This window comes from Streptomyces sp. NPDC101166, from assembly GCF_044768125.1.
Classification (GTDB): Bacteria; Actinomycetota; Actinomycetes; order Streptomycetales; family Streptomycetaceae; genus Streptomyces.
In genome coordinates, this window is the sequence record NZ_JBIWPF010000019.1 from 69,327 (window position 1) to 92,058 (window position 22,732).

Annotated in this window: 17 protein-coding genes; 6 read left to right on the forward strand and 11 right to left on the reverse strand. The window is 73.1% G+C overall.

The features are described 5' to 3' along the window. Positions 1-14 precede the first annotated feature (14 nt). The 4 genes from ACIRS4_RS28925 to ACIRS4_RS28940 are packed head-to-tail and all read right to left on the reverse strand — an operon-like array spanning position 15 to position 3,539. On the reverse strand, positions 15-1,256 hold the full coding sequence (locus ACIRS4_RS28925) for a cytochrome P450 (RefSeq protein WP_404201577.1): 1,242 nt from the start codon (positions 1,254-1,256) through the stop codon (positions 15-17). Then, positions 1,253-2,320 carry an amidohydrolase family protein gene (locus tag ACIRS4_RS28930; RefSeq protein ID WP_404201579.1) on the reverse strand — a complete coding sequence of 356 codons (1,068 nt, stop codon included), beginning with the start codon at positions 2,318-2,320 and terminating at the stop codon, positions 1,253-1,255. Before ACIRS4_RS28930 ends, ACIRS4_RS28925 begins: the two co-directional genes overlap by 4 nt. Further along, on the reverse strand, positions 2,317-3,204 hold the full coding sequence (locus ACIRS4_RS28935) for an NAD(P)-dependent oxidoreductase (RefSeq protein ID WP_404201581.1): 888 nt from the start codon (positions 3,202-3,204) through the stop codon (positions 2,317-2,319). The genes ACIRS4_RS28930 and ACIRS4_RS28935 overlap by 4 nt, the downstream gene beginning before the upstream one ends. Further along, positions 3,201-3,539 carry an antibiotic biosynthesis monooxygenase gene (locus ACIRS4_RS28940; protein ID WP_130442883.1) on the reverse strand — a complete coding sequence of 113 codons (339 nt, stop codon included), beginning with the start codon at positions 3,537-3,539 and terminating at the stop codon, positions 3,201-3,203. Before ACIRS4_RS28940 ends, ACIRS4_RS28935 begins: the two co-directional genes overlap by 4 nt. Before the next feature lie 334 nt (positions 3,540-3,873). On the opposite strand from ACIRS4_RS28940, the gene ACIRS4_RS28945 reads away from it, so the two are divergent. Then, positions 3,874-4,755: an RNA polymerase sigma factor SigF gene (locus tag ACIRS4_RS28945; RefSeq protein WP_404201583.1), complete on the forward strand. Its 882-nt coding sequence runs from the start codon at positions 3,874-3,876 to the stop codon at positions 4,753-4,755. A gap of 148 nt (positions 4,756-4,903) precedes the next feature. On the opposite strand, the gene ACIRS4_RS28950 is transcribed toward ACIRS4_RS28945, so the two are convergent. Continuing rightward, positions 4,904-6,790: an ABC transporter ATP-binding protein gene (locus tag ACIRS4_RS28950; protein WP_404201585.1), complete on the reverse strand. Its 1,887-nt coding sequence runs from the start codon at positions 6,788-6,790 to the stop codon at positions 4,904-4,906. A 198-nt stretch (positions 6,791-6,988) separates the two neighbouring features. On the opposite strand from ACIRS4_RS28950, the gene ACIRS4_RS28955 reads away from it, so the two are divergent. Next, positions 6,989-7,888, forward strand: a complete 900-nt coding sequence (locus ACIRS4_RS28955; RefSeq protein WP_404201677.1) for a YbhN family protein — start codon at positions 6,989-6,991, stop codon at positions 7,886-7,888. Positions 7,889-8,088: 200 nt separating this feature from the next. After that, the gene (locus tag ACIRS4_RS28960) at positions 8,089-9,186 is read left to right on the forward strand and encodes a mechanosensitive ion channel family protein (protein WP_404201587.1); all 1,098 of its coding nucleotides are present in this window, start codon (positions 8,089-8,091) and stop codon (positions 9,184-9,186) included. A gap of 270 nt (positions 9,187-9,456) precedes the next feature. Here ACIRS4_RS28960 and ACIRS4_RS28965 read toward each other — a convergent pair whose 3' ends face one another. Further along, positions 9,457-11,034: a M1 family metallopeptidase gene (locus tag ACIRS4_RS28965; protein ID WP_404201589.1), complete on the reverse strand. Its 1,578-nt coding sequence runs from the start codon at positions 11,032-11,034 to the stop codon at positions 9,457-9,459. A gap of 233 nt (positions 11,035-11,267) precedes the next feature. On the opposite strand from ACIRS4_RS28965, the gene ACIRS4_RS28970 reads away from it, so the two are divergent. Further along, positions 11,268-13,484, forward strand: a complete 2,217-nt coding sequence (locus ACIRS4_RS28970; RefSeq protein ID WP_404201591.1) for an NADP-dependent isocitrate dehydrogenase — start codon at positions 11,268-11,270, stop codon at positions 13,482-13,484. Between the two features lie 170 nt (positions 13,485-13,654). Then, a complete protein-coding gene (locus ACIRS4_RS28975) occupies positions 13,655-14,452 on the forward strand; it encodes an N-formylglutamate amidohydrolase (protein WP_404201593.1) in 798 nt (265 codons plus the stop codon). Positions 14,453-14,516: 64 nt separating this feature from the next. On the opposite strand, the gene ACIRS4_RS28980 is transcribed toward ACIRS4_RS28975, so the two are convergent. From ACIRS4_RS28980 to ACIRS4_RS28990, 3 genes are read right to left on the reverse strand one after another with little or no spacing between them, the layout of a single operon-like run. After that, positions 14,517-14,978, reverse strand: coding sequence for a hypothetical protein (locus tag ACIRS4_RS28980; RefSeq protein WP_404201595.1), 462 nt, complete (start codon positions 14,976-14,978; stop codon positions 14,517-14,519). Between the two features lie 5 nt (positions 14,979-14,983). Beyond that, positions 14,984-15,583 carry an RNA polymerase sigma factor gene (locus tag ACIRS4_RS28985; RefSeq protein ID WP_404201679.1) on the reverse strand — a complete coding sequence of 200 codons (600 nt, stop codon included), beginning with the start codon at positions 15,581-15,583 and terminating at the stop codon, positions 14,984-14,986. Positions 15,584-15,629: 46 nt separating this feature from the next. Beyond that, positions 15,630-17,069, reverse strand: coding sequence for a S8/S53 family peptidase (locus ACIRS4_RS28990; RefSeq protein ID WP_404201597.1), 1,440 nt, complete (start codon positions 17,067-17,069; stop codon positions 15,630-15,632). 279 nt (positions 17,070-17,348) lie between these two features. Between ACIRS4_RS28990 and ACIRS4_RS28995 the strand changes: the two genes are divergently transcribed. Next, positions 17,349-19,952 carry a CHAT domain-containing protein gene (locus ACIRS4_RS28995; RefSeq protein WP_404201599.1) on the forward strand — a complete coding sequence of 868 codons (2,604 nt, stop codon included), beginning with the start codon at positions 17,349-17,351 and terminating at the stop codon, positions 19,950-19,952. A gap of 89 nt (positions 19,953-20,041) precedes the next feature. Here the strand turns inward: ACIRS4_RS28995 and ACIRS4_RS29000 are convergent, their stop codons facing one another. After that, positions 20,042-21,418, reverse strand: a complete 1,377-nt coding sequence (locus ACIRS4_RS29000) for an NtaA/DmoA family FMN-dependent monooxygenase (RefSeq protein WP_404201601.1) — start codon at positions 21,416-21,418, stop codon at positions 20,042-20,044. A 19-nt stretch (positions 21,419-21,437) separates the two neighbouring features. Continuing rightward, positions 21,438-22,646, reverse strand: coding sequence for an LLM class flavin-dependent oxidoreductase (locus tag ACIRS4_RS29005; RefSeq protein WP_404201603.1), 1,209 nt, complete (start codon positions 22,644-22,646; stop codon positions 21,438-21,440). Positions 22,647-22,732: the final 86 nt, after the last annotated feature.

Sequence of the window (22,732 nt, forward strand, 5' to 3'; positions counted from 1 at the left end):
GCGTGGTTGTCCGCTCAGTCGGCGGGGTCGAGCACGATCGGCAGTTCCGCGAGTCCGCGGAAGGCCGGGAACGGGACCTGCATCCAGCGCGGTCCGCTCTCGGGCCGGGCCAGGGCGGCCCTGGGGAACCGGTCGAACAGAGCCGTCAGGGCGAGTTCCATCTCCAGCTTGGCCAGCGGGGCGCCCAGGCAGTAGTGGCCGCCGTGCCCGAAGCCGAGGTGGGCGTTGCCGCCCTTCCGGGTCACGTCGAACTCGTCCGGTCTGTCGAACTTGCGCGGATCGCGGTTGGCCGAGTTCAGCGCGATCTGCACCAGCGCGCCCTTGGGGATCCGGGTACCGCAGTACTCGACGTCCTCGGTGGCGTAGCGGAACGTCGCGCTCTCCACGGAGCCGTCGTAGCGCAGCAGTTCGTCGATCGCCGGGCCGAGCAGCTCCGGGTCGTCGCGGACGAGGCGCAGCTGCGCGGGCTGGGACAGCAGGTGGTGCACGGCGTTGCCGATGAGGTAGGCGGTCGTCTTGTGACCGGCGAACATCAGCAGGAACGCCGTGGAGACCAGCTCGGTCTCGGTGAGCCCGCCGTCGCCGTCGGTGTCCCGAACGGCGATCAGGGCGCTCAGCAGGTCGTCGCCCGGGCGGGCCCGCTTCGCCGTGATGAGCTCGGTGAAGAACGCGTGCAGGTCGCTCTCCGCCTGCTGCTGGGCCCGCTTGGACTCCGGGTCGAAGCCGGTCTGCGCCACCGTGGTGGACAGGTGCTGCATCCGCGACCGGTCCCCGGGCGGCACTCCGAGGAGTTCGCAGATCACGATGATCGGCAGCGGGAACGCGAACGCGGGCAGCAGGTCGAACGGTTCGCGGGTCGGGCACGCGTCGAGCAGCTCCGCGGCCACGGTCTCGATCCGCGGCCGCAGGGACTGCACCCGCCGCGGGGTGAACGCGGAGTTGACCATCCGGCGCAGCCGGGTGTGCTTCGGCGGGTCGGCGTTGAGCATGTTGTCGTCCAGCGCCATGGACGAGTCGCCGAAGATCCTCCGGTAGGCGTCCATGGCGCCGTACATGTCCTTGCTCAGCCTCGGGTCCGCCAGGGCGGCCTTGGCGTCCTCGTACCGGGTGATCAGGTACGTCTCGTTGCCGTGCGGCGGTCTCATGGGACAGACCGGCGCCGCCTCGCGGAGGTGGGCGTAGACCGGGTACGGGTCGCTCCGGTACTCCGGGGTGCAGCGTTCGGCGGCGGCGACGGCTTCCTCGGTGGTGGTCACGGACGGCTCCTCAGGTCGAAGAGGGCCTCCGCGTTGCCGCCGAGGACGAGTTGCTGGGACGCCTTGTCGACGGGCAGCTTCTCGATCATGCGGACGAAGTCCTCCAGTGGCGCCGCCATCGGCGGCGAGTCGGTGCCGAACAGCATCCGCTCCGGGCCAAGCACCTCGGCGTTGAGGGCCAGGTGGGCGGCGCTGAAGGGACTGGTGTCGACGTACATGCGGCGCAGCGCCGCGACCGGGTCGGCCGAGGCCGCCGGGGCCCCGGCGGTTGCGTCCGCCGGACGCCTGCCCCCTCCCGGGCCGCCGGCCCCCGCCGCGGTCCCGGCCCTCTTCGGGCCGGGGGCGCCGGAGCCGGAGGCCCGGCCTCCCGGCGTGCCGGGCGGTTGCCCGCCCCCGGGCCAGTGCCGGGGGCGGGCCGCCGTCTGGAGGCGTTCGGGCAGGAGCGCCATCGCGCCGCCGCCCGTCGCGCCGATCAGCCGCAGACCGGGGTACTTGTCCAGCCATCCCGCGAACGCGATCATGGCCATGCCGACCGTGAGGTCGCCGAACCTGCCGATCTGCTCGACGAAGCGGACGTCTTCGACCTGTTCCGTGCCGACCGGTTCGGCCGGCGCGTGCACCAGGACCGGTACGCCCGCCTCCGCCGCCAGTGCGAAGAACGAGTCCGCGCGCGGGGAGCCGAGCAGCTCCCCGTGCACGCTGGAGGTGGTGATCAGGCCGACGAAGGCGGGGTCCGCCAGCGTCTGCCGCACCCCCTCCAGATGATCGTCGTCCCCGAACGGGTTGGCGTACACGTAGCCGCGCAGCTGGTCCGGGAAGGTGGCGATCAGGCCGGACATCCAGGCGTGGAACGCGCGCAGCCGGTCGCGGGGTTGCGCGTAGTTGTCCACGCCCGGGACCCGGGCCATCGCGCCCGCCCCGACGGGACTGCCGATGATCGTGAGGTCGATGCCCGCCTCGGCGCGGGCGGCGAGCATGCCGTCCACGTCGGTCAGGCTGGGGGGCATCGGGAAGCGTTCGGCCGCCTCCGGTGGGGACAGGTGCCCGTGGATGTCGATGATCATGTGTCGCTTCCCGGGTTCGGTGTGAGCGCGCGGGCGACCGCGGCGCAGTCCTCGTCGCCCAGTCCCTGCTCGGTGGCGCGGACGTGGGTCTCGGCCGCGGCGGCGGCCAGCGGGAGGCTCAGGCCGGCCGCCGCCGCCTGCTTGGAAGCGAGCATGAGGTCTTTGGCCATCAGCCGCAGCCGGAAGTCCGGCTCGTCGAAGGTGCCGGTGGCCAGCCGCCGCGACTTGAACGCCATGACCGGCGAGGCGAAGCCGCTGCCCGCGATGGTCTTGAGGACCTGGTGCCGGTCGAGTCCGCAGGCGGTGGCCAGGGCGGTCGCCTCGGCCATGGCCTGCACCTCCACCCCCATCAGGAGGTTGAGGAGCAGTTTCATCCGCATGCCGGACCCGAGTGCGCCCAGATGGACGACCTCCTTGCCCAACGTCTCCAGCAGCGGCCGGCCGGCTTCGAACACCTGCTTGTCGCCGCCGACGAACAGCCGCAGCTCGCCGTCGCGGGCGTGGTCGCGGTTGCCGAGCATGCCGACGTCCAGGACCGAGGGGATGTCCCCGGCGATCTGCTCGACCTCTTCGGGCGCGACGGTGCTGGCGCAGAGCAGGGTGCCCGGGTAGGGGCCCCTGGACAGCACGCCGTTCGGGCCGCGCAGCACGTCGCCGAGCGCTTCGCCGTCGGCGACGCTGCAGATGGCGGTGGTCGTCTTCTCGACGGCCTCGGCGGGGTGGGCGGCCACGAAGGCGCCCACCCGGGCGAGCGGCTCGGTCCGCTCCGCGGTACGGTTCCACACCCGGACCGGGATGCCCTGGTCCAGGAGTCGGGCGGCCAGGCCGGCGCCCATGGTGCCGAGGCCGAGGACGGCGACGGGGCCGTTGTTCACGCGGGTCATGACGCCACCCCCGCGGTCTCCTTGACGACCCGGAACCGCAGCGACTGCGTCGAGTCGACCCACTGGCGCAGCGGGGCCACCAGCGCGCGGTGCTCCTCGCTCTGCTGCCAGGCGAAGAAGTGCTCGGGCGTCTCCCACTCGCTGGTGATGACCCACTGGCGGGAGTCGTCCACGGGCTCGCCGAGCTTCTCGACGATGTGGCCGGGGGTGCGGGCGACGGACTTCCGGATCTGTTCGTACAGCTCCAGGAACCCCTGCTCGCCGCCCTCGATCACGCGGACGGTGTACACGACGGACAGCTTCTCGGCCGGACGGCCGTTTCGCTCGGTGCCCATGTCTCCTCCTGAGGGTGAGATCCGGCAGGACACGAGTCCTACGCACTCACGGCCCCCGGGCGGACGCAACTCCGAATGGGGGACGGGCCAAGCCCCACAAGGGGCCTCACGCTGCGTTGTTGACCTGTTCGAGTGAGCGACCCGGCGTTCCGTTTCGCGTCGGCCGCGGCACGGACGGAGGTACGGCGGCGGCACGGACGGAGGTACGGCGGCGGATTTTCTTTTCGAACTCGTCGAATTCGCGGGCGTACTCGGCGTGAGGCCGGGTAGGCGCGCTTTCGTCGCCCCACGGCGGCACGGCACGGCTGAACGGACGCAGCGGGAGGGAACGGACATGACCATGGTCCAGGTGCAGGAGACGAGCGTCGTTCGGAGCGCGGGTGCGCCGTCCCGGGAGACTGCCCCTGGTGCGCCGCTGCCGGAGGTCGCCGAGCCGACCAAGGTCGCGCCGAAGGACGCGCGGGAGCTGACGAAGCTGTTCCTGCAGCGGCTGGCGGTGCTGGAGGAGGGCACGCGCGAGTACCAGGACGCGCGCAACACCCTGATCGAGATGAACATGTCCCTGGTGCGCTACGCGGCGGGACGCTTCCGCGGCCGCGGCGCGGACACCATGGAGGACATCGTCCAGGTCGGCATGATCGGCCTGATCAAGGCGATCGACCGGTTCGAGCTCACCCGTGAGGTGGAGTTCACCTCCTTCGCCATCCCCTACATCGTGGGCGAGATCAAGCGGTTCTTCCGTGACACGTCCTGGGCCGTGCACGTGCCCCGCCGGCTTCAGGAGGCCCGGGTCGAGCTGGCCCGCGCCACCGAGGAGCTGAGCTCGCGCCTGGGCCGTACGCCGACCGTCGCCGAGCTGTCGCAGCTGATGAACCTCTCCGAGGAGGAGGTCGTCGAGGCGCGGCTGGCCGCCAACGGCTACAACTCCTCCTCCCTGGACGCGGCCATCGGCGGCGACGCCGACGGCGAGACGGTTCTCGCCGACTTCATCGGCGCCGACGACGCGGCGATAGGGCTGGTGGAGGACTTCCACGCGCTGGCCCCGATGATCGCCGAGCTCGACGAGCGGGACCGGCTGATCATCCACATGCGGTTCGTCGAGGAGCGCACGCAGGCCCAGATCGGCGAGCACCTCGGCATCTCCCAGATGCACGTCTCGCGTCTGCTGTCGCGCACCCTGGCCCGGCTCCGCAAGGGCATGCTGACCACGGACTGACCGCGGGTCCCCTGTCGCGGGGGAGAGTCTTCGGACGGCCGGACGGGGCGAGGATCCCCTCCGGCCGTCCGGTCGTCGCATGCGCCGAGGCCCCGCCCTGTCAGGCGGGGTCTCGGCGCGTCCTCACCCGGTCGGAGGCGGCGGCCTCTCAGAGGGCCGCCGTGGCCTGGGTCTCGTCCTGGGCGAACTGGGTGCGGTACAGCTCCGCGTAGCGGCCGTCGGCGGTGAGGAGTTCGCTGTGGGTGCCCTGTTCCACCACGCGGCCCGCTTCCACGACCAGGATGAGGTCGGCGGAGCGCACGGTGGACAGGCGGTGGGCGATGACGACCGCGGTGCGGTCCTGCAGCGCTTCGGTGAGCGCCTCCTGGACCGCCGCCTCGGAGGTGTTGTCGAGGTGCGCGGTGGCCTCGTCGAGGATGACGACGCGCTGGCGGGCCAACAGCAGCCGGGCGATCGTCATCCGTTGGCGCTCGCCGCCGGAGAGCCGGTAGCCGCGTTCGCCCACGACGGTGTCGAGGCCGTCGGGCAGGGAGCGCACGAGGTCCTCGAGGCGGGCCCGGCGCAGGGCGTCCCAGAGGTCCCCCTCGTCGGCGTCGGGGGCGGCGAGGAGCAGGTTGGCGCGGACGGTGTCGTGGAAGAGGTGGCCGTCCTGGGTGACCATGCCGAGGGTGGACCGCAGGGACCGCGCGCTCAGCTCGCGGACGTCGACCCCGCCGATGCGGACGGCGCCGGAGTCGACGTCGTAGAGGCGGGGCAGGAGTTGGGCGATGGTCGACTTGCCGGCGCCGGAGGAGCCGACGAGGGCGACCGTCATGCCGGGCTCGGCGCGGAAGGAGACGCCGTGGAGGACCTCGGCGCCGCCGCGGGCGTCGAGGGCGGCGACCTCCTCCAGCGAGGCGAGGGAGACCTTGTCGGCGGCCGGGTAGCCGAAGCGGACGTCGTCGAACTCGACGGAGACCGGTCCGTCGGGGAGGTCACGGGCGTCGGGCCGCTCCTCGATGAGCGGCTTCAGGTCGAGCACCTCGAAGACGCGCTCGAAACTGACCAGGGCGCTCATCACCTCAACCCGGGCCCCGGCGAGGGCGGTGAGCGGTGCGTACAGCCGGGTCAGCAGCAGCGCGAGGGCGACGACGGCGCCCGGGTCGAGGGCGCCCTCCAGGGCGAGCCGGCCGCCGAGGCCGTAGACGAGGGCGAGGGCCAGGGCGGAGACGAGGGTGAGGGCGGTGATGAACACCGACTGGGCGGTGGCGGTGCGCACCCCGATGTCGCGGACGCGTGCGGCGCGGGCGGCGAATTCCGCCGACTCCTGCTCGGGACGGCCGAACAGCTTCACGAGGGTGGCGCCGGGCGCGGAGAACCGCTCGGTCATCCGGGTGCTCATCGACGCGTTCAGGCCGGCCGCCTCGAGCTGCATGCCGGCCATGCGCCGGCCCATCCGCCGGGCGGGCAGCACGAACACCGGCAGCAGGGCGAGCGCGAGCAGGGTGATCTGCCAGGACAGCGTGAGCATGACGACGAGGGCGACGACCAGGGTGACCACGTTGCTGACCACTCCGGACAGGGTGTTGCTGAAGGCGCGCTGAGCACCGATCACGTCGTTGTTGAGTCGGGAGACGAGCGCTCCCGTACGAGTACGTGTGAAGAACGCGACCGGCATCCGCTGCACGTGGTCGAACACGGCCGTGCGCAGGTCCAGGATGAGCCCCTCCCCCAGCGTCGCCGACAGCCGTCTGCCCAGGACGCCGAGCGCCGCCTCCAGCACCGCGATGAGCGCGATGAGCAGGGCGAGGCGGACGACGGCGCCGGAGTCGCCGTGCGACACGATCGTGTCGACGACCCGCCCGGCGAGCACGGGGGTGGCGACGGCGAGCAGCGCGGTCACCACCCCGAGCAGGACGAACAGGGCGATGCGGCGGCGGTGCGGACGGGCGAACCCGTAGATGCGGCGCAAGGTCTCGCGGTCGAAGGGCCGGCGTTCGTGCCGGGCGTTCATGACGCTGTACAACTGCGTCCAGGCGGTGGTCTCCATGCTCATGCGAACGACGTTAGAACCTCGAGCATTGTTGAGGTCAAGATGACGATGTCTCCTCCTCTGCCGCCGTCCACGCTGCGGCAACCCCTCGTCGAAGCGGCGCGGACAGCCTCTACGGGTGTGAGCCTGGTCCACGTGCCCGAAGCGCCCCTCGTCCGCCGCCGGCTGCCCGGGCGCGTTCCGGTGCGCCGGGCGCTGTGCCTGCTGCCCTTCGTCCTCGTCGGGGTCGTCGCGGTGCGGCACCGGTCGGTGCTCGCCGACGGGCTCGGCCAACTGCGCACCGCGGAGTGGCCGTGGCTGCTCGCCGCGGCCTGCTCGACATGTCTGACCTGGGTCGCGGCGGCCTTCACCCGGCAGGGCGCGGTGATGTCCAGGTTGCCGCGACGGCGGCTGCTGGCCACGCAGTTCGCGGCGGGCGCCGCAAACCACCTGCTGCCGACCGGCCTCGGCGCGAGCGCCGTCAACCTGCGCTTCATGACGGTGTGCGGGGTGCCGCTGGCCCGTTCCTCGGCGGCGCTCGCGCTGTACGGGCTGGCGCAGACCGCGGCCCGTACGGCGCTGCTGGGCTTGCTGGTCCTCGTCTTCCCCGGCGCGCTGCGGATCGGCGCGCTCCTGCCGGACGGCGCGCTCGGCCCGCTGCTGGCCGCGCTGGCCGGCGCGGCGGTCCTGGCCGCGGGCGCGCTGCTGAGCGTACGGCGGCTGCGCTCGGCCGTGTGCGCGCTGCTGCGCACGGCGCTGACCGAGGCACGCGCGGTGCACGCCCGTCCGGCCCGGGCGCTGGCCCTGTGGGGCGGCGCCCTGGCGTTTCCGCTGCTCCAGGGGGCCTCACTGGCCGCTGTGGGGCGGTCGTTGGGCCTCGCGGTGCCGCCCGCGCATCTGCTGGTCGCGTATCTGGCGGCCTCGGCGGCGGTCGCGCTGGTGCCCACGCCGGGCGGGATCGGCTCCCTGGACGCGGCGTTGGCTGTGGCGCTGGTGGCGGCGGGCGCTCCGGCGGCGGCCGCCACGGCCGCGGTCCTGGCCTATCGCATCATCACCGTGTGGCTGCCGCTGGTGCCGGGGACGTTGACGCTGGGCGCGCTGGTGCGCCGGAAGGTGATCTGAGCCGGGCCCTCGGCGGCTTCCGGGCCGGTCGCCCGGTGCGAACTGCCCTGAGGGATACGGCAGGATGAGTCGTCGCGCCGGTCCGGTGGACGGGCGCCACAGCATTTCCCGGAAAATCGAACAGGTGATGACGTGACGAGACCTCACATCCGGTCGTGGACGGCCCCGTCGGCCGTGGAGCGTTGCCCCGGAGGCGCCCGGTGAACCGAGCGCCGACCGTGCACGACCTCGTGTTCTGCGGAATCGCCCTGGCCACCGGTCTGTTGGTGGCCTTCCTGTCGCGCACGCTGCTGCGCTGGCTGGCGGGGCACGCCAAGCGCACCCGCTGGAGCGGCGACGACGTCATCGTGGACGCGCTGCGCACCGTGGTGCCGTGGGCCGCGATCACGGGCGGCGCGGCGGCCGCCGCGGCGGTGCTGCCGCTGACGAGGACGATCCAGCACACCGTCAACCAGTGCCTGACGGTGCTGCTGATCTTCGTGGTGACGCTGTCGGCGGCACGGGTGATCGCCGGGCTGGTCCAGTCGGTGACCTCCGCGCGCTCCGGCGTCGCCGGTTCGGCCACGATCTTCGTCAACATCACCCGGGTGCTGGTCCTTGCGATCGGCTTCCTGGTGGCGCTGCAGAGCCTCGGCATCTCCATAGCGCCGATGCTCACCGCTCTCGGCGTCGGCGGTCTCGCCGTCGCGCTGGCCCTTCAGGACACCCTCGCCAACCTCTTCGCGGGTATTCACATCCTCGCCTCCAAGACGGTCCAGCGCGGCGACTACATCCGGCTGAGCAGCGGCGAGGAGGGATACGTCGAGGACATCAACTGGCGCCAGACGACGATCCGCGCGCTCTCCAACAACCTGGTGGTCATCCCCAACGGGGAGCTCGCCAAGTCGAACATGACCAACTTCATGCGCCCCGAGCAGCAGTTGACGATCCTGGTGCAGGCGGGCGTCGCCTACGACAGCGACCTGGAGCATGTGGAGCGGGTGACCCTGGAGGTCGTCGCCGAGGTGATGACCGGGATCACCGGCGCGGTCCCGGACCACGAGCCGGCCGTGCGCTTCCACACCTTCGGCGACTCACGGATCGGGTTCACCGTGATCCTGGGCGTGGGCGAGTTCAGCGACCAGTACCGGATCAAGCACGAGTTCATCAAGCGTCTGCACCGCCGCTACCGCGAGGAGGGCATCCGCATCCCGGCCCCGACGCGGACGGTGGCGCTCCAGCAGGGCGCGGTGCTGATCCCGCAGCAGCGGGTGTCCGACGACGCCGTGCAGGACGGGGCGTCGGCCCTGCACGACTGAGCGTCCGGACGGCTGAGCGCCTGAGCACCTGAGCCACAGGTGAGGCGGGGGGGGGGGGGGGCCGGCCGCCCCCCCCCCCCCCGGGGGTGGGGGGCACCCGGTGGCCGGCGGCACGGAGGGGGGCGGGTTTTGGGGGGGGGGCGGCCGCGCGCCTGCGGGGGGGGGGGGGGGGGGGGCCCCCGCACCCCGTGGCCCGTGGGGGGGGGGGGCCGCGCCCCGCGCGCCCCCCCCCGCCTCACCTGTGGCTTGCGGGAACCGATGTCCCGCGTCTCAGAGCGTGGCCGAGTTGTCGTGCCGGCCGGCGCCGGTGCGGGCGTCCGGGCGGACGAGGGACTGCACCGCCGGCGTGACCGTCCAGTCGGGGTGGCCGGGCATCCGCGGGGTCGTCGTCCCGTAGAGCCACTCGCGCAGAAATCCGCTCACGTCCTGGCCGGAGACGTGAGAGGCGACGGCGATGTAGTCCTCGGTGGAGGCGTGGCCGTCGCGGTGGCGGGCCAGGAAGGCGCGCTCGACGGCGTGGAAGGCGTCCTCGCCGATGAGCTGGCGCAGCGCGTACAGGACGAGGACGCCGCCCAGGTAGCGCTGGCTGTCGAACAGGTTGGCCGCGTTGGGCGCGGCGACCGGGCCGGAGGTGCGGCGCCACTGGTCGCCGCGGGCGTAGGTGTCCTTCATCCGGGCCTCGAACGTGGTCAGGCCCAGGGAGTCCGCCCAGCCCCGCTCATAGCGGTACAGCAGTCCGTAGAAGTCGGCGTGGCCCTCGTTGAGCCACAGGTCGGCCCAGGTGGCGGGGCTGACGCTGTTGCCGAAGTAGGAGTGGACCAGCTCGTGCATCATGTGCGAGCCGATCTTCTTCTCCTCCTGGAGGAGGTAGTTCGGCTTGTACAGGGTGAGGGTCTGGGTCTCCAGGCCCGTGAAGTCGAAGGCCTTGGGGTCGTCGGAGTTGCAGGGCAGCAGCCCGTACGTCTCGAAGGGATAGGCGCCCAGCCGGGCCTCGATCCACTCGACGAGGTTCGGGGTGAGCGCGAGGGCCGGTTCGAGGGCCTCGGCGCGGGCGACGGGGACGATGTCCCGCAGCGGCAGCCCGTGCGGGCCCTGCCGCTCCTTGACGACGTAGTCGCCGACCGTGATCTGCACCAGCTCGGTGGCGACCGGTGAGCCGGAGCGGTAGGTATAGGCGGTCCGGCCGCCGCTCAGGCGTTCGGTGCGGACGAGCCGGCCGGTGGCGACCCCGCGCAGGTTGTCGGGGACGGTGAACCGGACCGTGAGGCGGGCCTTGTCCGAGGGGTGGTCGTTGCACGGGAAGACGGTGTGCGCGGAGTTCGGCTGGGGGCACACCGCGAAGCCGTCCGGGGTGGGCACCCATGCGGTGTGCGCCAGCGTGCGGCGCGGGTCGGCGGTGTAGGCGACGCGGACGGTGGTGCAGGCGCCCTCGGGCAGCGGCCGGGCCGGGGTGATGCGCAGCTTCTCGTCGGCCAGCTCGAACGCGGCGTCGCGGCCGTCGACGTGGACCGACCGTATGTCGAGGCCGAGGGCGTCGAGGGAGAGCCGGCTCAGGCACTGGGTGGTGGTGATCTCGACGGCGGCCGTGGCGTCGACCAGGGCGGTCGTGGCGTCGTAGGCCAGGTCGAGGTGGTAGGCGCCGACGCGGTAGCCGTCGTTGCCGAGGCTCGGGTAGACGGGGTCGGACAGGGTCTCGGGGCCGGGGGCGCTCTTCGCGGCGGGCGCGCGGCGCCGGTCGGCGGCCGCCGGCGCGGTGGCGGCCGCGTGGGCCGCGGGGGCCGTGGTCAGGGCCGCGGCGGTGCCGATCAGGGCGATCGCGGGAGCGGTCACTCGGGTGCGATATCTCATGGTGTTCTCGGTCTGCTTTCGCTGGGCGGCCGGTCGGTCGCCTCCGGCCGTCGGGAGGGCGGATCGAAGATCTACCTGCTTGACGACACGAACGAACGATTCGGTTGCCCGGACGGACGCAGAGCCTCACAGGGGGGGCCGGACGGACCGGTGTGCGGACCCCTGTCGAGCCGGAGCCGCTCAGGAGATATCTTGATGTCGAGCAATGTTGCAGACGTGGAGCGGAGCACCCGGTGACTGACTCGACCATCATCTATACGCACACTGACGAGGCCCCGGCCCTGGCGACGTATTCCTTCCTGCCGGTGGTCCAGGCGTACGCCTCGCAGGCCGGTGTCGCCGTGGAGACGCGGGACATCTCGCTCGCCGGGCGCATCATCGCGGTGTTCCCGGAGTACCTCACCGAGGACCAGCGCATCCCGGACGCGCTGGCCGAGCTGGGCGAGCTGGCCAAGACGCCCGAGGCCAACATCATCAAGCTGCCGAACATCTCGGCCTCGATCCCGCAGCTCAAGGCCGCGGTCGCCGAGCTTCAGGGCCAGGGCTACGCGCTGCCGGACTACCCGGACGAGCCGAAGACCGACGAACAGCGCGAGATCCGCGCCCGCTACGACAAGATCAAGGGTTCCGCCGTGAACCCGGTCCTGCGTGAGGGCAACTCCGACCGCCGCGCCCCCGCGTCGGTCAAGAACTACGCCAAGTCCCACCCGCACCGCATGGGCGCCTGGACCTCCGAGTCCAAGACGAACGTCGCCACCATGGGCGTGGACGACTTCCGCTCCACCGAGAAGTCCGTGGTGATCGCCGAGGACGGCGCGCTGCGCATCGAGCTCAAGGGCGACGACGGCTCCACGACCGTCCTGCGCGAGTCCGTACCCGTGCTGGCCGGCGAGGTCGTCGACGCCTCGGTGATGCGCGTCGCCGCGCTGCGCGAGTTCCTGACCGCGCAGGTCGCCCGCGCCAAGGCCGAGGGCGTGCTGTTCTCCGTGCACCTGAAGGCCACGATGATGAAGGTCTCCGACCCGATCGTCTTCGGTCACGTGGTGCGCGCCTTCTTCCCGAAGACGTTCGCACGCTACGGTGAGGCGCTCGCCAAGGCCGGTCTCACCCCGAACGACGGTCTCGGCGGCATCTACAAGGGCCTGGAGGGCCTGCCCGAGGGCGCCGAGATCAAGGCCTCCTTCGACGCCGAGCTCGCCGAGGGCCCGGAGCTCGCGATGGTCGACTCGGACAAGGGCATCACCAACCTGCACGTCCCGTCCGACGTCATCGTCGACGCGTCCATGCCGGCGATGATCCGCACCTCCGGTCACATGTGGGGCCCCGACGGCCAGGAGGCCGACACCCTCGCGGTCCTGCCGGACTCCTCCTACGCGGGCGTCTACCAGGCCGTCATCGACGACTGCCGCGCCAACGGCGCCTACGACCCGTCGACGATGGGCTCGGTCCCCAACGTCGGTCTGATGGCGCAGAAGGCCGAGGAGTACGGCAGCCACGACAAGACCTTCGAGATCCCGGTCACGGGCACGGTCCGCCTGGTCGACGCGTCCGGCGAGGCCCTGATCGAGCAGGCCGTCTCCGCGGGCGACATCTTCCGCGCCTGCCAGACCAAGGACGCCCCGATCAAGGACTGGGTGAAGCTGGCCGTCACCCGCGCCCGCGCCACCGGCGACCCGGCGGTGTTCTGGCTGGACGAGACCCGCGCCCACGACGCCAACCTGATCGCCAAGGTCAACGCGTACCTGCCGGAGCACGACACCGAGGGCCTGGACATCCGGATCCTCGCCCCGGTCGAGGCGACCAAGCTGTCGGTGGAGCGCATCCGCCGCGGCGAGGACACCATCTCCGTCACCGGCAACGTGCTGCGCGACTACCTGACCGACCTGTTCCCCATCCTGGAGCTGGGCACCAGCGCCAAGATGCTGTCGGTCGTCCCGCTGATGGCGGGCGGCGGCCTCTTCGAGACGGGTGCCGGCGGCTCCGCCCCGAAGCACGTGCAGCAGCTGGTCCGGGAGAACTACCTGCGCTGGGACTCGCTGGGCGAGTTCTTCGCGCTGGTCCCGTCCCTGGAGCAGTACGCCAAGCTCACCGGCAACGGGCGCGCGCAGGTCCTCGCCGACACCCTGGACCGCGCCACGGCGACCTTCCTCAACGAGGACAAGTCCCCGACCCGTCGCGTCGGCGGCATCGACAACCGCGGCAGCCACTTCTACCTGTCCCTGTACTGGGCGCAGGAGCTGGCGGCGCAGACCGACGACGCGGACCTGGCCAAGGCCTTCGCCCCGCTCGCCGAGACGCTCACCGCGAACGAGCAGCGCATCGTCGACGAGCTGAACGCCGTCCAGGGCAAGTCGGCCGAGATCGGCGGCTACTACCAGCCCGACCCGGCCAAGGCCGCGAAGGTGATGCGTCCGTCGTCGACGTGGAACGAGGCGCTGGCCGCGTTCTGAGCCGACGCCGGGCCCGGCCCCTGGAGCTGACGCCGCCCCGGCGGTGGTGAGCCGGGGCCCCCTCCCCGGCCGCACCGCTCCGCCCCGACCGGCACTCCGCCGGCCGGGGCGGAGCGCTGTCGGGCCGGGGCCCGTACGCACGCCACGCCTCACCGCGCAGGAGACCTCACATGTCCGCCGACACCCCCTCCTTCTCCCTCCTCCCGGGCGCCGAGGGCTCTCCGGTGATCCTCCATGTGCCGCACTCGGCGCGGGCGATACCGCCCGAGGCGCGCGCGGGCATCGTGCTCGACGACCGGGCGCTGGAGCGGGAGTTGGACCACATCACCGACGCGCACACCGCGGAGATCGCGGAGCTGGCGGCCCGGTCGGCTCCTGACGCCCCCTGGCGGTTCGTCAACCGGCTGTCGAGGCTGGTGGTCGATCCGGAGCGGTTCCCGGACGAGCGGGAGGAGATGCTGTCGGTGGGGATGGGCGCGGTGTACACGCGGACCACGCACGGCCGGGCGCTGCGGCCCGCGGACGCCGATCCCGGGCCGCTGGTCGACCGGTACTTCCGGCCGTACGCGCGGGCGATGACCGAGGCGGTGGCGGAGCGGCTGGCCGCCGTCGGGCGAGCGGTGATCATCGACGTGCACTCGTACCCGACCGCACGGCTGCCCTACGAACTGCACGGTGACGGGCCCCGGCCGCCGGTGTGCCTGGGCACCGACCCCTTCCACACCCCGCCCGCGCTGACGTCCGCCGCGCGCGAGGCGTTCGCGGGCGTCGGGGAGACCGGGCTGGACAGCCCGTTCGGCGGGACGTACGTACCGCTGGAGTACTACGGCTCGGAGCCGAGGGTGTCCGCGCTGATGGTGGAGATCCGCCGCGACACGTACATGACGGAGCCGGGCGGCCCCTCCGGTCCAGGCCTGCCACGGCTCGCCACCGCGCTGGCCCGGCTGGTCGAGGCGGTCTCCGTCTGAGACCCGCCCCTTGCGGCTCGTCTCAGGCGGGGCGTGTCGGGCATCTCGTCTCAGGCAGCCCGTCTCAGGCGCGGAGCCACTCCGTGACGACGACCTCGCCACCGGTGCGCAGGCGCAGCGCGAACGGGCCGGCGGGCGGGGCGTCGGCGGTGAAGCGGCCCATGGCGTCGGCGGTGAGCACCGCGCCGGCCCGGGGGCCGTCGAGGATCTCGATCGCGGCCGGCTGCGGCGGCAGCAGCTGCCCCATCAGACCGTGTGCGGTCACCTCCACGTCGACGGTGAGCCCGCCGGTGTCGAAGGTGAGCATCCGCGGCACGTCCACCGCGCCCCGGACCGGCATGGCGTCCACCAGCGAGTCGAAGGTCAGCTCGGCGACACGGGCGTCCAGGTCGCGCAGGGCGAACGCCTCTACGGCGATCCGGCGCAGCTCCGCCGGGACCGGGTCGAGGACGGCGACCGCTTCGCGCAGCTCCTCCTCCAGGCCGCTGTGGTCGTCCGTGCCGCTCGGGACGTGGTCGTCGTTCATGGCGTTCACAGTGCTCCCCGTGCGTCGAGTCGGGAGCGCAGGCGGCGCAGACATCGCTGGCGCATCGGTCCGATGCTGCCCACCGCGATGCCGAGCGCGGCCGACACTTCCTGGTAACTGGGCGGCGGCGAGGAGATCAGCACCCGCAGCAACTGCCGGCAGCGCTCGCCGAGCGCCTCGAACTCCTGCCAGAGGTGGCGGACGCGCTCGCTCCGCTCGGCCGCCTCCTCCGAGTCCAGCACCGACTGCTCCGGCGTACGGTCCTCGCTGACCCGGTCGAGCAGCTGGGGATCGTCGGTCGGGGTGAGCCGGCGCAGGCCTTTGATCACTTTCAGGCACTCGTTGCGCGCGGTGCTGGCCAGCCAGGAGCCCGCCTTGTCGGGTTCACGGATCCGCCCGAGGTGCTGGGCGAAACGGAACCACACGGTCTGGTACACCTCGTGCCCGTCGGCCTCGGAGAGCCGGTGCGCGCGCACGACGGACCACACCAGCGGGCTCAGCCCTTCGACGAGCGCCTTCCAGGCCGCCGTGTCACCGTCGACGGCGGACCGGACGAGCGCGCCGACATCACTACGGTCCACGGCCCCACCCCTCGTGTACGGCATGTCATCGTACGCCGTGGCGGGGGCCGCTTCGCTCCTCATGCGGGCCTCATACGGACGCGGCGAGCTGTCCGACCGCGACCGGACGCCAGGCCGGCGGGAGCAGCGCCGGCACATGGTGTCCGCGCACCTCGGCGAACTCCGCTCCGGAGGCGAGCAGTTGGCGGGCCGCGGCGCGCGGGTCGGTCTCCTGGTGCGCCTTCATGTGGGCGGCGACCAGTCCGGCCACGAGGGGGGTGGCGAACGACGTCCCGCTCCAGGAGGCGAGTCCCTCGAACATCACCTGGTCGGGCTTGCCCTCGGTGGCGGCCCGGGTCTCGCTCAACACCCCTGTGTGGCGCGGCGACTGACAGGTGCAGGAGTAGCCGAAGCCGTAGCGGCAGACGTCGTAGGTGGAGTGCTGGTAGACGTACGGGACGGGGCGGTCGAAGCCGGTGAGGGCGCTGACCAGGCGCTCGCCGGGGGCGTAGACCCGCACCCAGGGCCCGTGGTTGCTGAAGCAGGCGCCGAATTCGCCGTCGCCGCGCAGCGCGCCGACCGAGAGGACCGCGTCGGCGTACTCGGGCAGGGCGGCGTAGGCGGCGGGCCAGAAGGGCGTGGCGCTGGCGTTGTTGCCGGCGGCCGCGACCAACAAGGTGTGCCGGTCGCGGAGTTCGTCCATGAAGGCGGCCACTCCCAGCAGTCCGTCGACGCGGCCGTTGGAGGTGCCGGCGGAGAGGCTGACGATGTCGGGCCAGCCGCCCTGCTCGACGGCGTCGAAGAGCCGGTCGCCGAAGTCGTACTCCAGGATCGCGCCTGCGTCGTTGAGGGTGTTGCGCACGGTGACGTGGGTGTCGGGGGCGACGGCGGCGACGAGTCCGGCGATGAAGGTGCCGTGGCCGACGTACTGCTGAAGGACGCCGTCGGGGTCGGTCTCCTGGATCTGCGCGTCGCCCTCGGTGCGGCCGAGGGGCGGGTAGGAGCGGTAGTCGTGCATCAGGCCGGTGTCGACGACGAGGACGGCCACGGCGCCGCCGTCCTCCTCGCGAGCGGCCTGGGCGACGGCCGGGTTGGGCGTCTCGCCGGACCCGACGGGCACCGGCTCGTCGCCCGGGCAGGCGTTGACCGCGATGGACACGACGTGGTTGCGGCTGACGAGCCGGCGGCCCGTCCGGTCCTCGGCGCCCCGCAGGGCGCGCAGGGCGCCCGCGACGGTGCGGTCGGCGCCGGACACGCCCTGGCCGGGGTCGCCGACCCGGATGCGGGTGATGCCGGAGCGGTTGGTCATCGGGCCGGCCCGGCGGACGTGGTCGGGGACGAGGCCCTCGGTGGCGGTGAAGTGCGCGCGGACGGCGTCCTCGACGACCTGAGCCTCCTCACCGTCCCGGGCGAGGACGACGCCCTTCTCGTAGATGAACTCGGCGGAGTCGTCCGGCCCCATCGCCAACGGGACGCCGGGCAGGGCTCTTTGGATCTGCTCGAACTGCTCGTGGAATCGCTGTGGCGCCATGGCGTGTCCTCCCTGAGCCCGGTGGTCGTCAATCAGAGCCGCGACAACGGCCTTTGATACAGGTGGTGCGACGACGGGGGCGGGGTGTGCGGTTGCGGGGCGGGGGGTGCGATGCGCGGAGGCAGCGTGCCCCCTGCGGCTGTGCGCCCGGCGTGCGCTGCCGGTGCGTCCGGTGGGCTCCGTGCGCCCGGTGGGTTCGTCGGCGCGATGTTCGATCGATACCGGCTGTGGCGGGTCGAACCGGTGTGCCGTACAACCGGGACCACTACCATCCGTGGGGTGACAGCGGGAAACGACACGGTTCTCGAACTGCTGCCGATGGTGTTCGCCGCCCCGAACGACGCCCTGGCGCGAGCGGAGGAAGTGCTCGACACCGGTCCGCCGCCGTTGCACGCCTCCGTGGCCCACCAGGTGATCGGCATCTGGCAGCGGGACTGGGGCGACATGCGCCTGGCCCTGGACCATTTGCGCCGGGCCCGTTCACTGGCCGCCCGCGCGGACTGCGCCGAACGGGAGGCCGACGTCCTGGCCACGCTCGGGGTGGCGCTGGTGCACGCGGGCCGCACCCGGCAGGGGCTGGCCGCGTTCGAGCGGGGCGTCGAACGCGGCACCGGGCACACCCGCGCGCGCGTGCTGTACCGGCGGGCCTACTCCTGGTGGGTGCTGGGGCATCACCGGGAGGCGCTGGACGACGTACGGCGGGCCATACCGGTGCTGCGGCAGGAGGACGACGTCATCTGGACGGCGCGGGCCCTGACGCTGCGCGCCACCGTGCACCTCGCGCTGGGCGCGGTCGACCGGGCCGACGCCGACTTCACCGCCGCCGAGGCTCTGTGGGACACCACCGGCCAGGACCACGACAAGGCCGACGCGGTGGAGAGCCGGGGGCTGGCAGCGTTCCGGTCGGGGGACGTGCCGGCGGCGCTGCGGCTGCTGGACGAGGCCGAGGAGCGGTACGCCAAGCTGGGCACGCCCACGTTCATGCTGAGCATCCGGCGTTGCGAGGTGCTGATGGCGGCGGGGCTCGCGCCCGAGGCGCTGGCTGAGGCGGACGCGGCGATCGCCGTGCTGGACGGCATCGGCGGGCAGTCCACCCGCAAGGCCGAACTGCTGCTGGCCGCCGCCCGGTCCGCGCGGCTCGCGGGCGATCCGGGGACGGCGATCGCGCGTGCGGCGCTCGCCGTGCGGCTGTTCGCCGGTCAGCGGCGCACCTGGTGGGAGGCGCACGCCCGGCTGGTGCTGATCGAGGCGCGGATGGCCGCGGGGCGCGGTTCGGGGCGGCTGGTCGCCGAGGCGGTGCGGGTGGCGGAGCGGCTGTCCGGGTTCGGCGCGCCCGCCGCGCCCGAGGCGTGGCTGCTCGCGGGCCGGATCGCGCTGGCGCTGGAGTGGACGGCGGACGCGGAACGGTATCTGGCGGTGGCGGCCCGCGGCCGTCACAGCGGGCCGCCGCTGGCACGGGTGACCGGCTGGGCGGCGCGGGCGCTGTGGGCGCGGGCGGCCGGCTCGGGGCGGGGTGTGCTGGAGGCGTGCCGGCGCGGGCTGGACGTGCTGGACGACCACCGTACGACGCTGGGCGCCTCCGAGTTGCGGGCCCGGGCCACCGCGCAGGGCGCGGAACTCGCGGCGCTCGCCCAGGAGGTGAGTCTGGAGCGGGGTGGGCCGCGGCAGTTGCTGGTGTGGAGCGAGCGGTGGCGGGCCACCGTGCTGTCGGCGCCACCCACCCGCCCGCCGGCCGACCCGGCGCTGCTGAGCGGGCTGACGGCCTACCGGGAGATCGCCGCGCGGGCGGAGAGCGCGCGCATGGACGGCAAGCCCGTGCCGACGCTGGAGCGCGAGCAGCGGCGGCTGGAGCGGGAGGTCCGCAACCGGACCCTGCACATCCGCGGCGGCTCCCCCGGGGGCACGGGCCGCTTCGACGTCGGGCGGCTGCTGGAGCGGCTCGGCGACGGGCGGCTGGTCGAACTCGCGGTGCTGGACGGGCGGGTGCAGGTGCTGCTGTGCGGGGGCGGCCGGGTCCGGCGGTTCGCGGGCGGGCTGCTCGCCGAGGCGGAACGGGAGGCCGAGCACGTCCAGGCCGGGCTGCGGCGGCTGGCCCACCCCGGCGCGGAGGGACGCCTTCCGGTGGTGGAGGCGGCGGGGCGGCGGCTGGAGGCGCTGCTGCTGGGCGAGGCGGCGGGGCAGCTGGGCCCGGGGCCGGTGGTGGTGGTGCCGCCGGCCCGGCTGCACCGGGTCCCCTGGGCGCTGCTGCCGTCGTTGCGGGAGCGGGTGCTCAGTGTGTCGCCGTCGGCGGGCAGTTGGCTGCGGGCCCGCGAGACCGAACCGCCGCCGGGCGGGCGGCACGTCCTGGTGCGGGGGCCGGGGCTGGCGTCCGGCGGGGCGGAGGTGCCGGAGGTCGCGGACCGGTACGGCCGGCCGACGGTGCTGGAACACGCGGAGGCGTGTGTGCCGCGGGTGCTGGAGGAGCTGGACGGGGCCGCGCTCGCCCACATCGCCGCGCACGGCGTCTTCCGGGCGGACAGTCCGCTGTTCTCGTCCCTGCGGATGGCCGACGGCCCGCTGATCGTCCACGACTTCGAACGCCTCGCCCGCAGTCCGTACCGCATCATCCTCTCCAGCTGCGACACCGCCCGCCTCGCCTCGGTCGGCGCCGACGAGCTCCTCGGCCTGGTCACGGCCCTGCTGCCGCTCGGCACGGCCGGCGTGGTGGCGAGCAGCGCCCCCGTCAACGACGAGGCGGTGGTCGCCCTGATGCTGGCCCTCCACAAGGGCCTGAGCACGGGCCAGTCCCTCGCGGAGTCCCTGAGGGACGCCCGCGCGTCCCTCCCCGACGACGCCCTCCACCAGGCGACGGGCTGGGCGTTCACGGCGTTCGGGGCGGCTTGAGCGCGGGGGCGCGACCCCGCCGCTCCCCCGGGTGGGGGCCCGAGGGGCGGCTGCTCGGGCAGCCGCCCGTCGACGCCGTGTGCGTCAGCTCATGACGCGGCCCGTTCCTGCTGCCGTGTCTCGTCCGGGTGGGCCAGGCCGAGGTGGTCGCGGAGCGTGGAGCCCTCGTACTCGGTGCGGAAGACGCCCCGTTCCTGGAGGAGCGGGACGACCTTGTCGGCGAACTCGTCGAGGCCGCTCGGGGTGATGTGCGGGACGAGGATGAAGCCGTCGGCGGCGTCGGTCTGCACGTATTCGTCGATGGTCCGGGCGACGGTGGCCGGGGAGCCGATGAAGTTCTGGCGGCTGCCGGTCTCGATGACGAGGTCGCGGATGGACCAGTCGTTGGCCTCGGCCAGCTCCCGCCATTCGCGGACGGTGGCCAGCGGGTCGCGGTACATGCGGACCTGGGCGCGGCCGCGGGAGACGGTGTGCTCGCCGAGCAGCGGGTCGACGTCCGGGAGGGGGCCGTCGGGGTCGTAGGAGGACAGGTCGCGGTTCCACACCCACTCCAGGTGCTTGAGCGCGGTGGCGCCGCTGACCTGCTGACGGCGGACCTCCGTGGCGATCTCGCGGGCCTCGTCGTCGGTGTCGCCGAGGACGAAGCTGGCGGCGGGCAGGATCAGCAGCTGGTCGGGGCGGCGGCCGTACTTGGCGAGGCGGGACTTCACGTCGGAGTAGAAGGCCCGGCCGGTGTCCAGGGAGGCGTACCTGCTGAAGATGGCGTCCGCGCCGGAGGCGGCGAACTCGCGGCCCTCGTCGGAGTCGCCGGCCTGGAAGATCACCGGGCGGCCCTGGGGGCTGCGCGGGACGTTGAACCGGCCGTGGATGTCGAAGTGCCGCCCCTCGTGGACGAAGGCGCCGGCCTTGGCGTCGCGCAGGAAGGCGCCGGTCTCCTGGTCGGCGAGGATCTCGTCGCCCTGCCAGGAGTCGAAGAGCTCGTTGGCCGTGGCGAGGAACTCCTTGGCGCGGGAGTAGCGCTCCTCCTGCGGGAGGAAGCCGCCGCGGCGGAAGTTCTCGCCGGTGAAGGCGTCCCAGGAGGTGACGACGTTCCACGCGGAGCGGCCGGCGGAGAGGTGGTCGAGGCTGGCGAACTGGCGGGCCACCTCGTAGGGCTCGTTGAAGGTGGAGTTGATGGTGCCGGTCAGGCCGAGCCGGTCGGTGACGGCGGCGAGCGCGGCGAGGACGGTGAAGGTGTCGGGGCGGCCGACCACGTCGAGATCGTAGATCTCGCCGCCCTGCTCGCGGAGCCTGAGCCCTTCGGCGAGGAAGAGGAAGTCGAACTTGGCGCGTTCGGCGGTGCGGGCGAAGTGGGCGAAGGAACTGAACTCGATGTGGCTGCCGGCCCTGGGGTCGCTCCACACGGTGGTGTTGTTGACGCCGGGGAAGTGGGCGGCGAGGTGGATCTGCTTCTGGGGCTTGCTCATGGTCGGGTCTCCCTCCCGCTCAGGCGACGGGTGCGGCGTAGCGGTTGGCGGGTCGGAGCAGGCCGAGCAGCCCGCGCAGGGTGTCGGCCTCGTAGGCGGTGCGGAAGGCGCCTCGGCGCTGGAGTTCGGGGACGAGGCCCCGGGTGATCGCCGGCAGGTCGTGGCCGGCGACGGCCGGGCGCAGCCGGAAGCCGGTCAGCCCTGCCGACTGGAACTCCTGCAGCAGGTCGGCGAGCTGGGACGGGGTGCCGGTGAAGACGCGGGCGTCGCTGAGGTGTTCCTCACCGGCGAGGGCGTCGAGGCGTGCCCGGCGGCCCGCGGCCTCGGCGGGGTCGTCGTCGAGGAACACCACCAGGTCGGCGAAGAGGTGCAGCGGTTCCCCGGCCCGCCCTGCGGCCTGCTGTTCGGCGCGGATCTCGGCGACGATCGCGCGGGCCTCGCCCGTGTCCTGCGGGGTGACGTAGCCGACGTCGGCGGTGCGGGCGAGGAGCTGGTAGGGGACGGTGTCGTGGGCCAGGGCGGTGACCAGGGGCTGTCCCTGTGGCGGGCGCGGGGTGATGGAAGGGCCCTTGACGCTGAAGTGGCGGCCCTCGAAGTCGATGTAGTGGAGCTTGTCGCGGTCGACGAACCGGCCGGTGGCCACGTCCCTGATCTCCGCGTCGTCCTCCCAGCTGTCCCAGAGGCGGCGCACCACTTCGACGTGGTCGGCGGCCTCGTCGAACAGGTCGGTCACCGCCTGCCGGGTGGCGGGGGCGTCGTGGGAGGTGAGGTGCGGGAGCGTTCGGCGGCCGAAGTGCGCCGCCTCGTTCGGACGGGCGGTGATCTGGACGCGCAGGCCGGCCCGACCGGTGCTGACGTAGTCGAGCGTGGCGATCGCCTTGGAGATGTGGAAGGGCTCGGTGTGGGTGACCACCACGGTCGGGACGAGACCTATGTGGCGGGTCAGCGGGGCGACGCGGGAGGCGATCAGCACGGCGTCGAGTCGGCCGCGGACCTGGTCGGTGCGGTCGTCGGGGTGCAGGAAGTGCGATGACTGGGGCCCGAGGCCGTCCTCGACGGTGACGAAGTCGAGCAGGCCGCGCTCGGCCTCGGCTACCAGGTCGGCCCAGTAGTCGGCGGTGAACAGTCCCCGGGGGCGGGCGACCGGCTCGCGCCAGGAGGCGGGGTGCCAGCCGGTGCCGTCCAGGGCGACGGCGAGATGCAGGGGTGCGGGAGAGGTCGGTGACACGAGGGTGCCTTCCTGGAGGGTCCGTACGTGAGGGGCGGCCCTGCTGGCGGGCGCGCGGGGGCACGGCGGGGCCGGGACACGGCGGG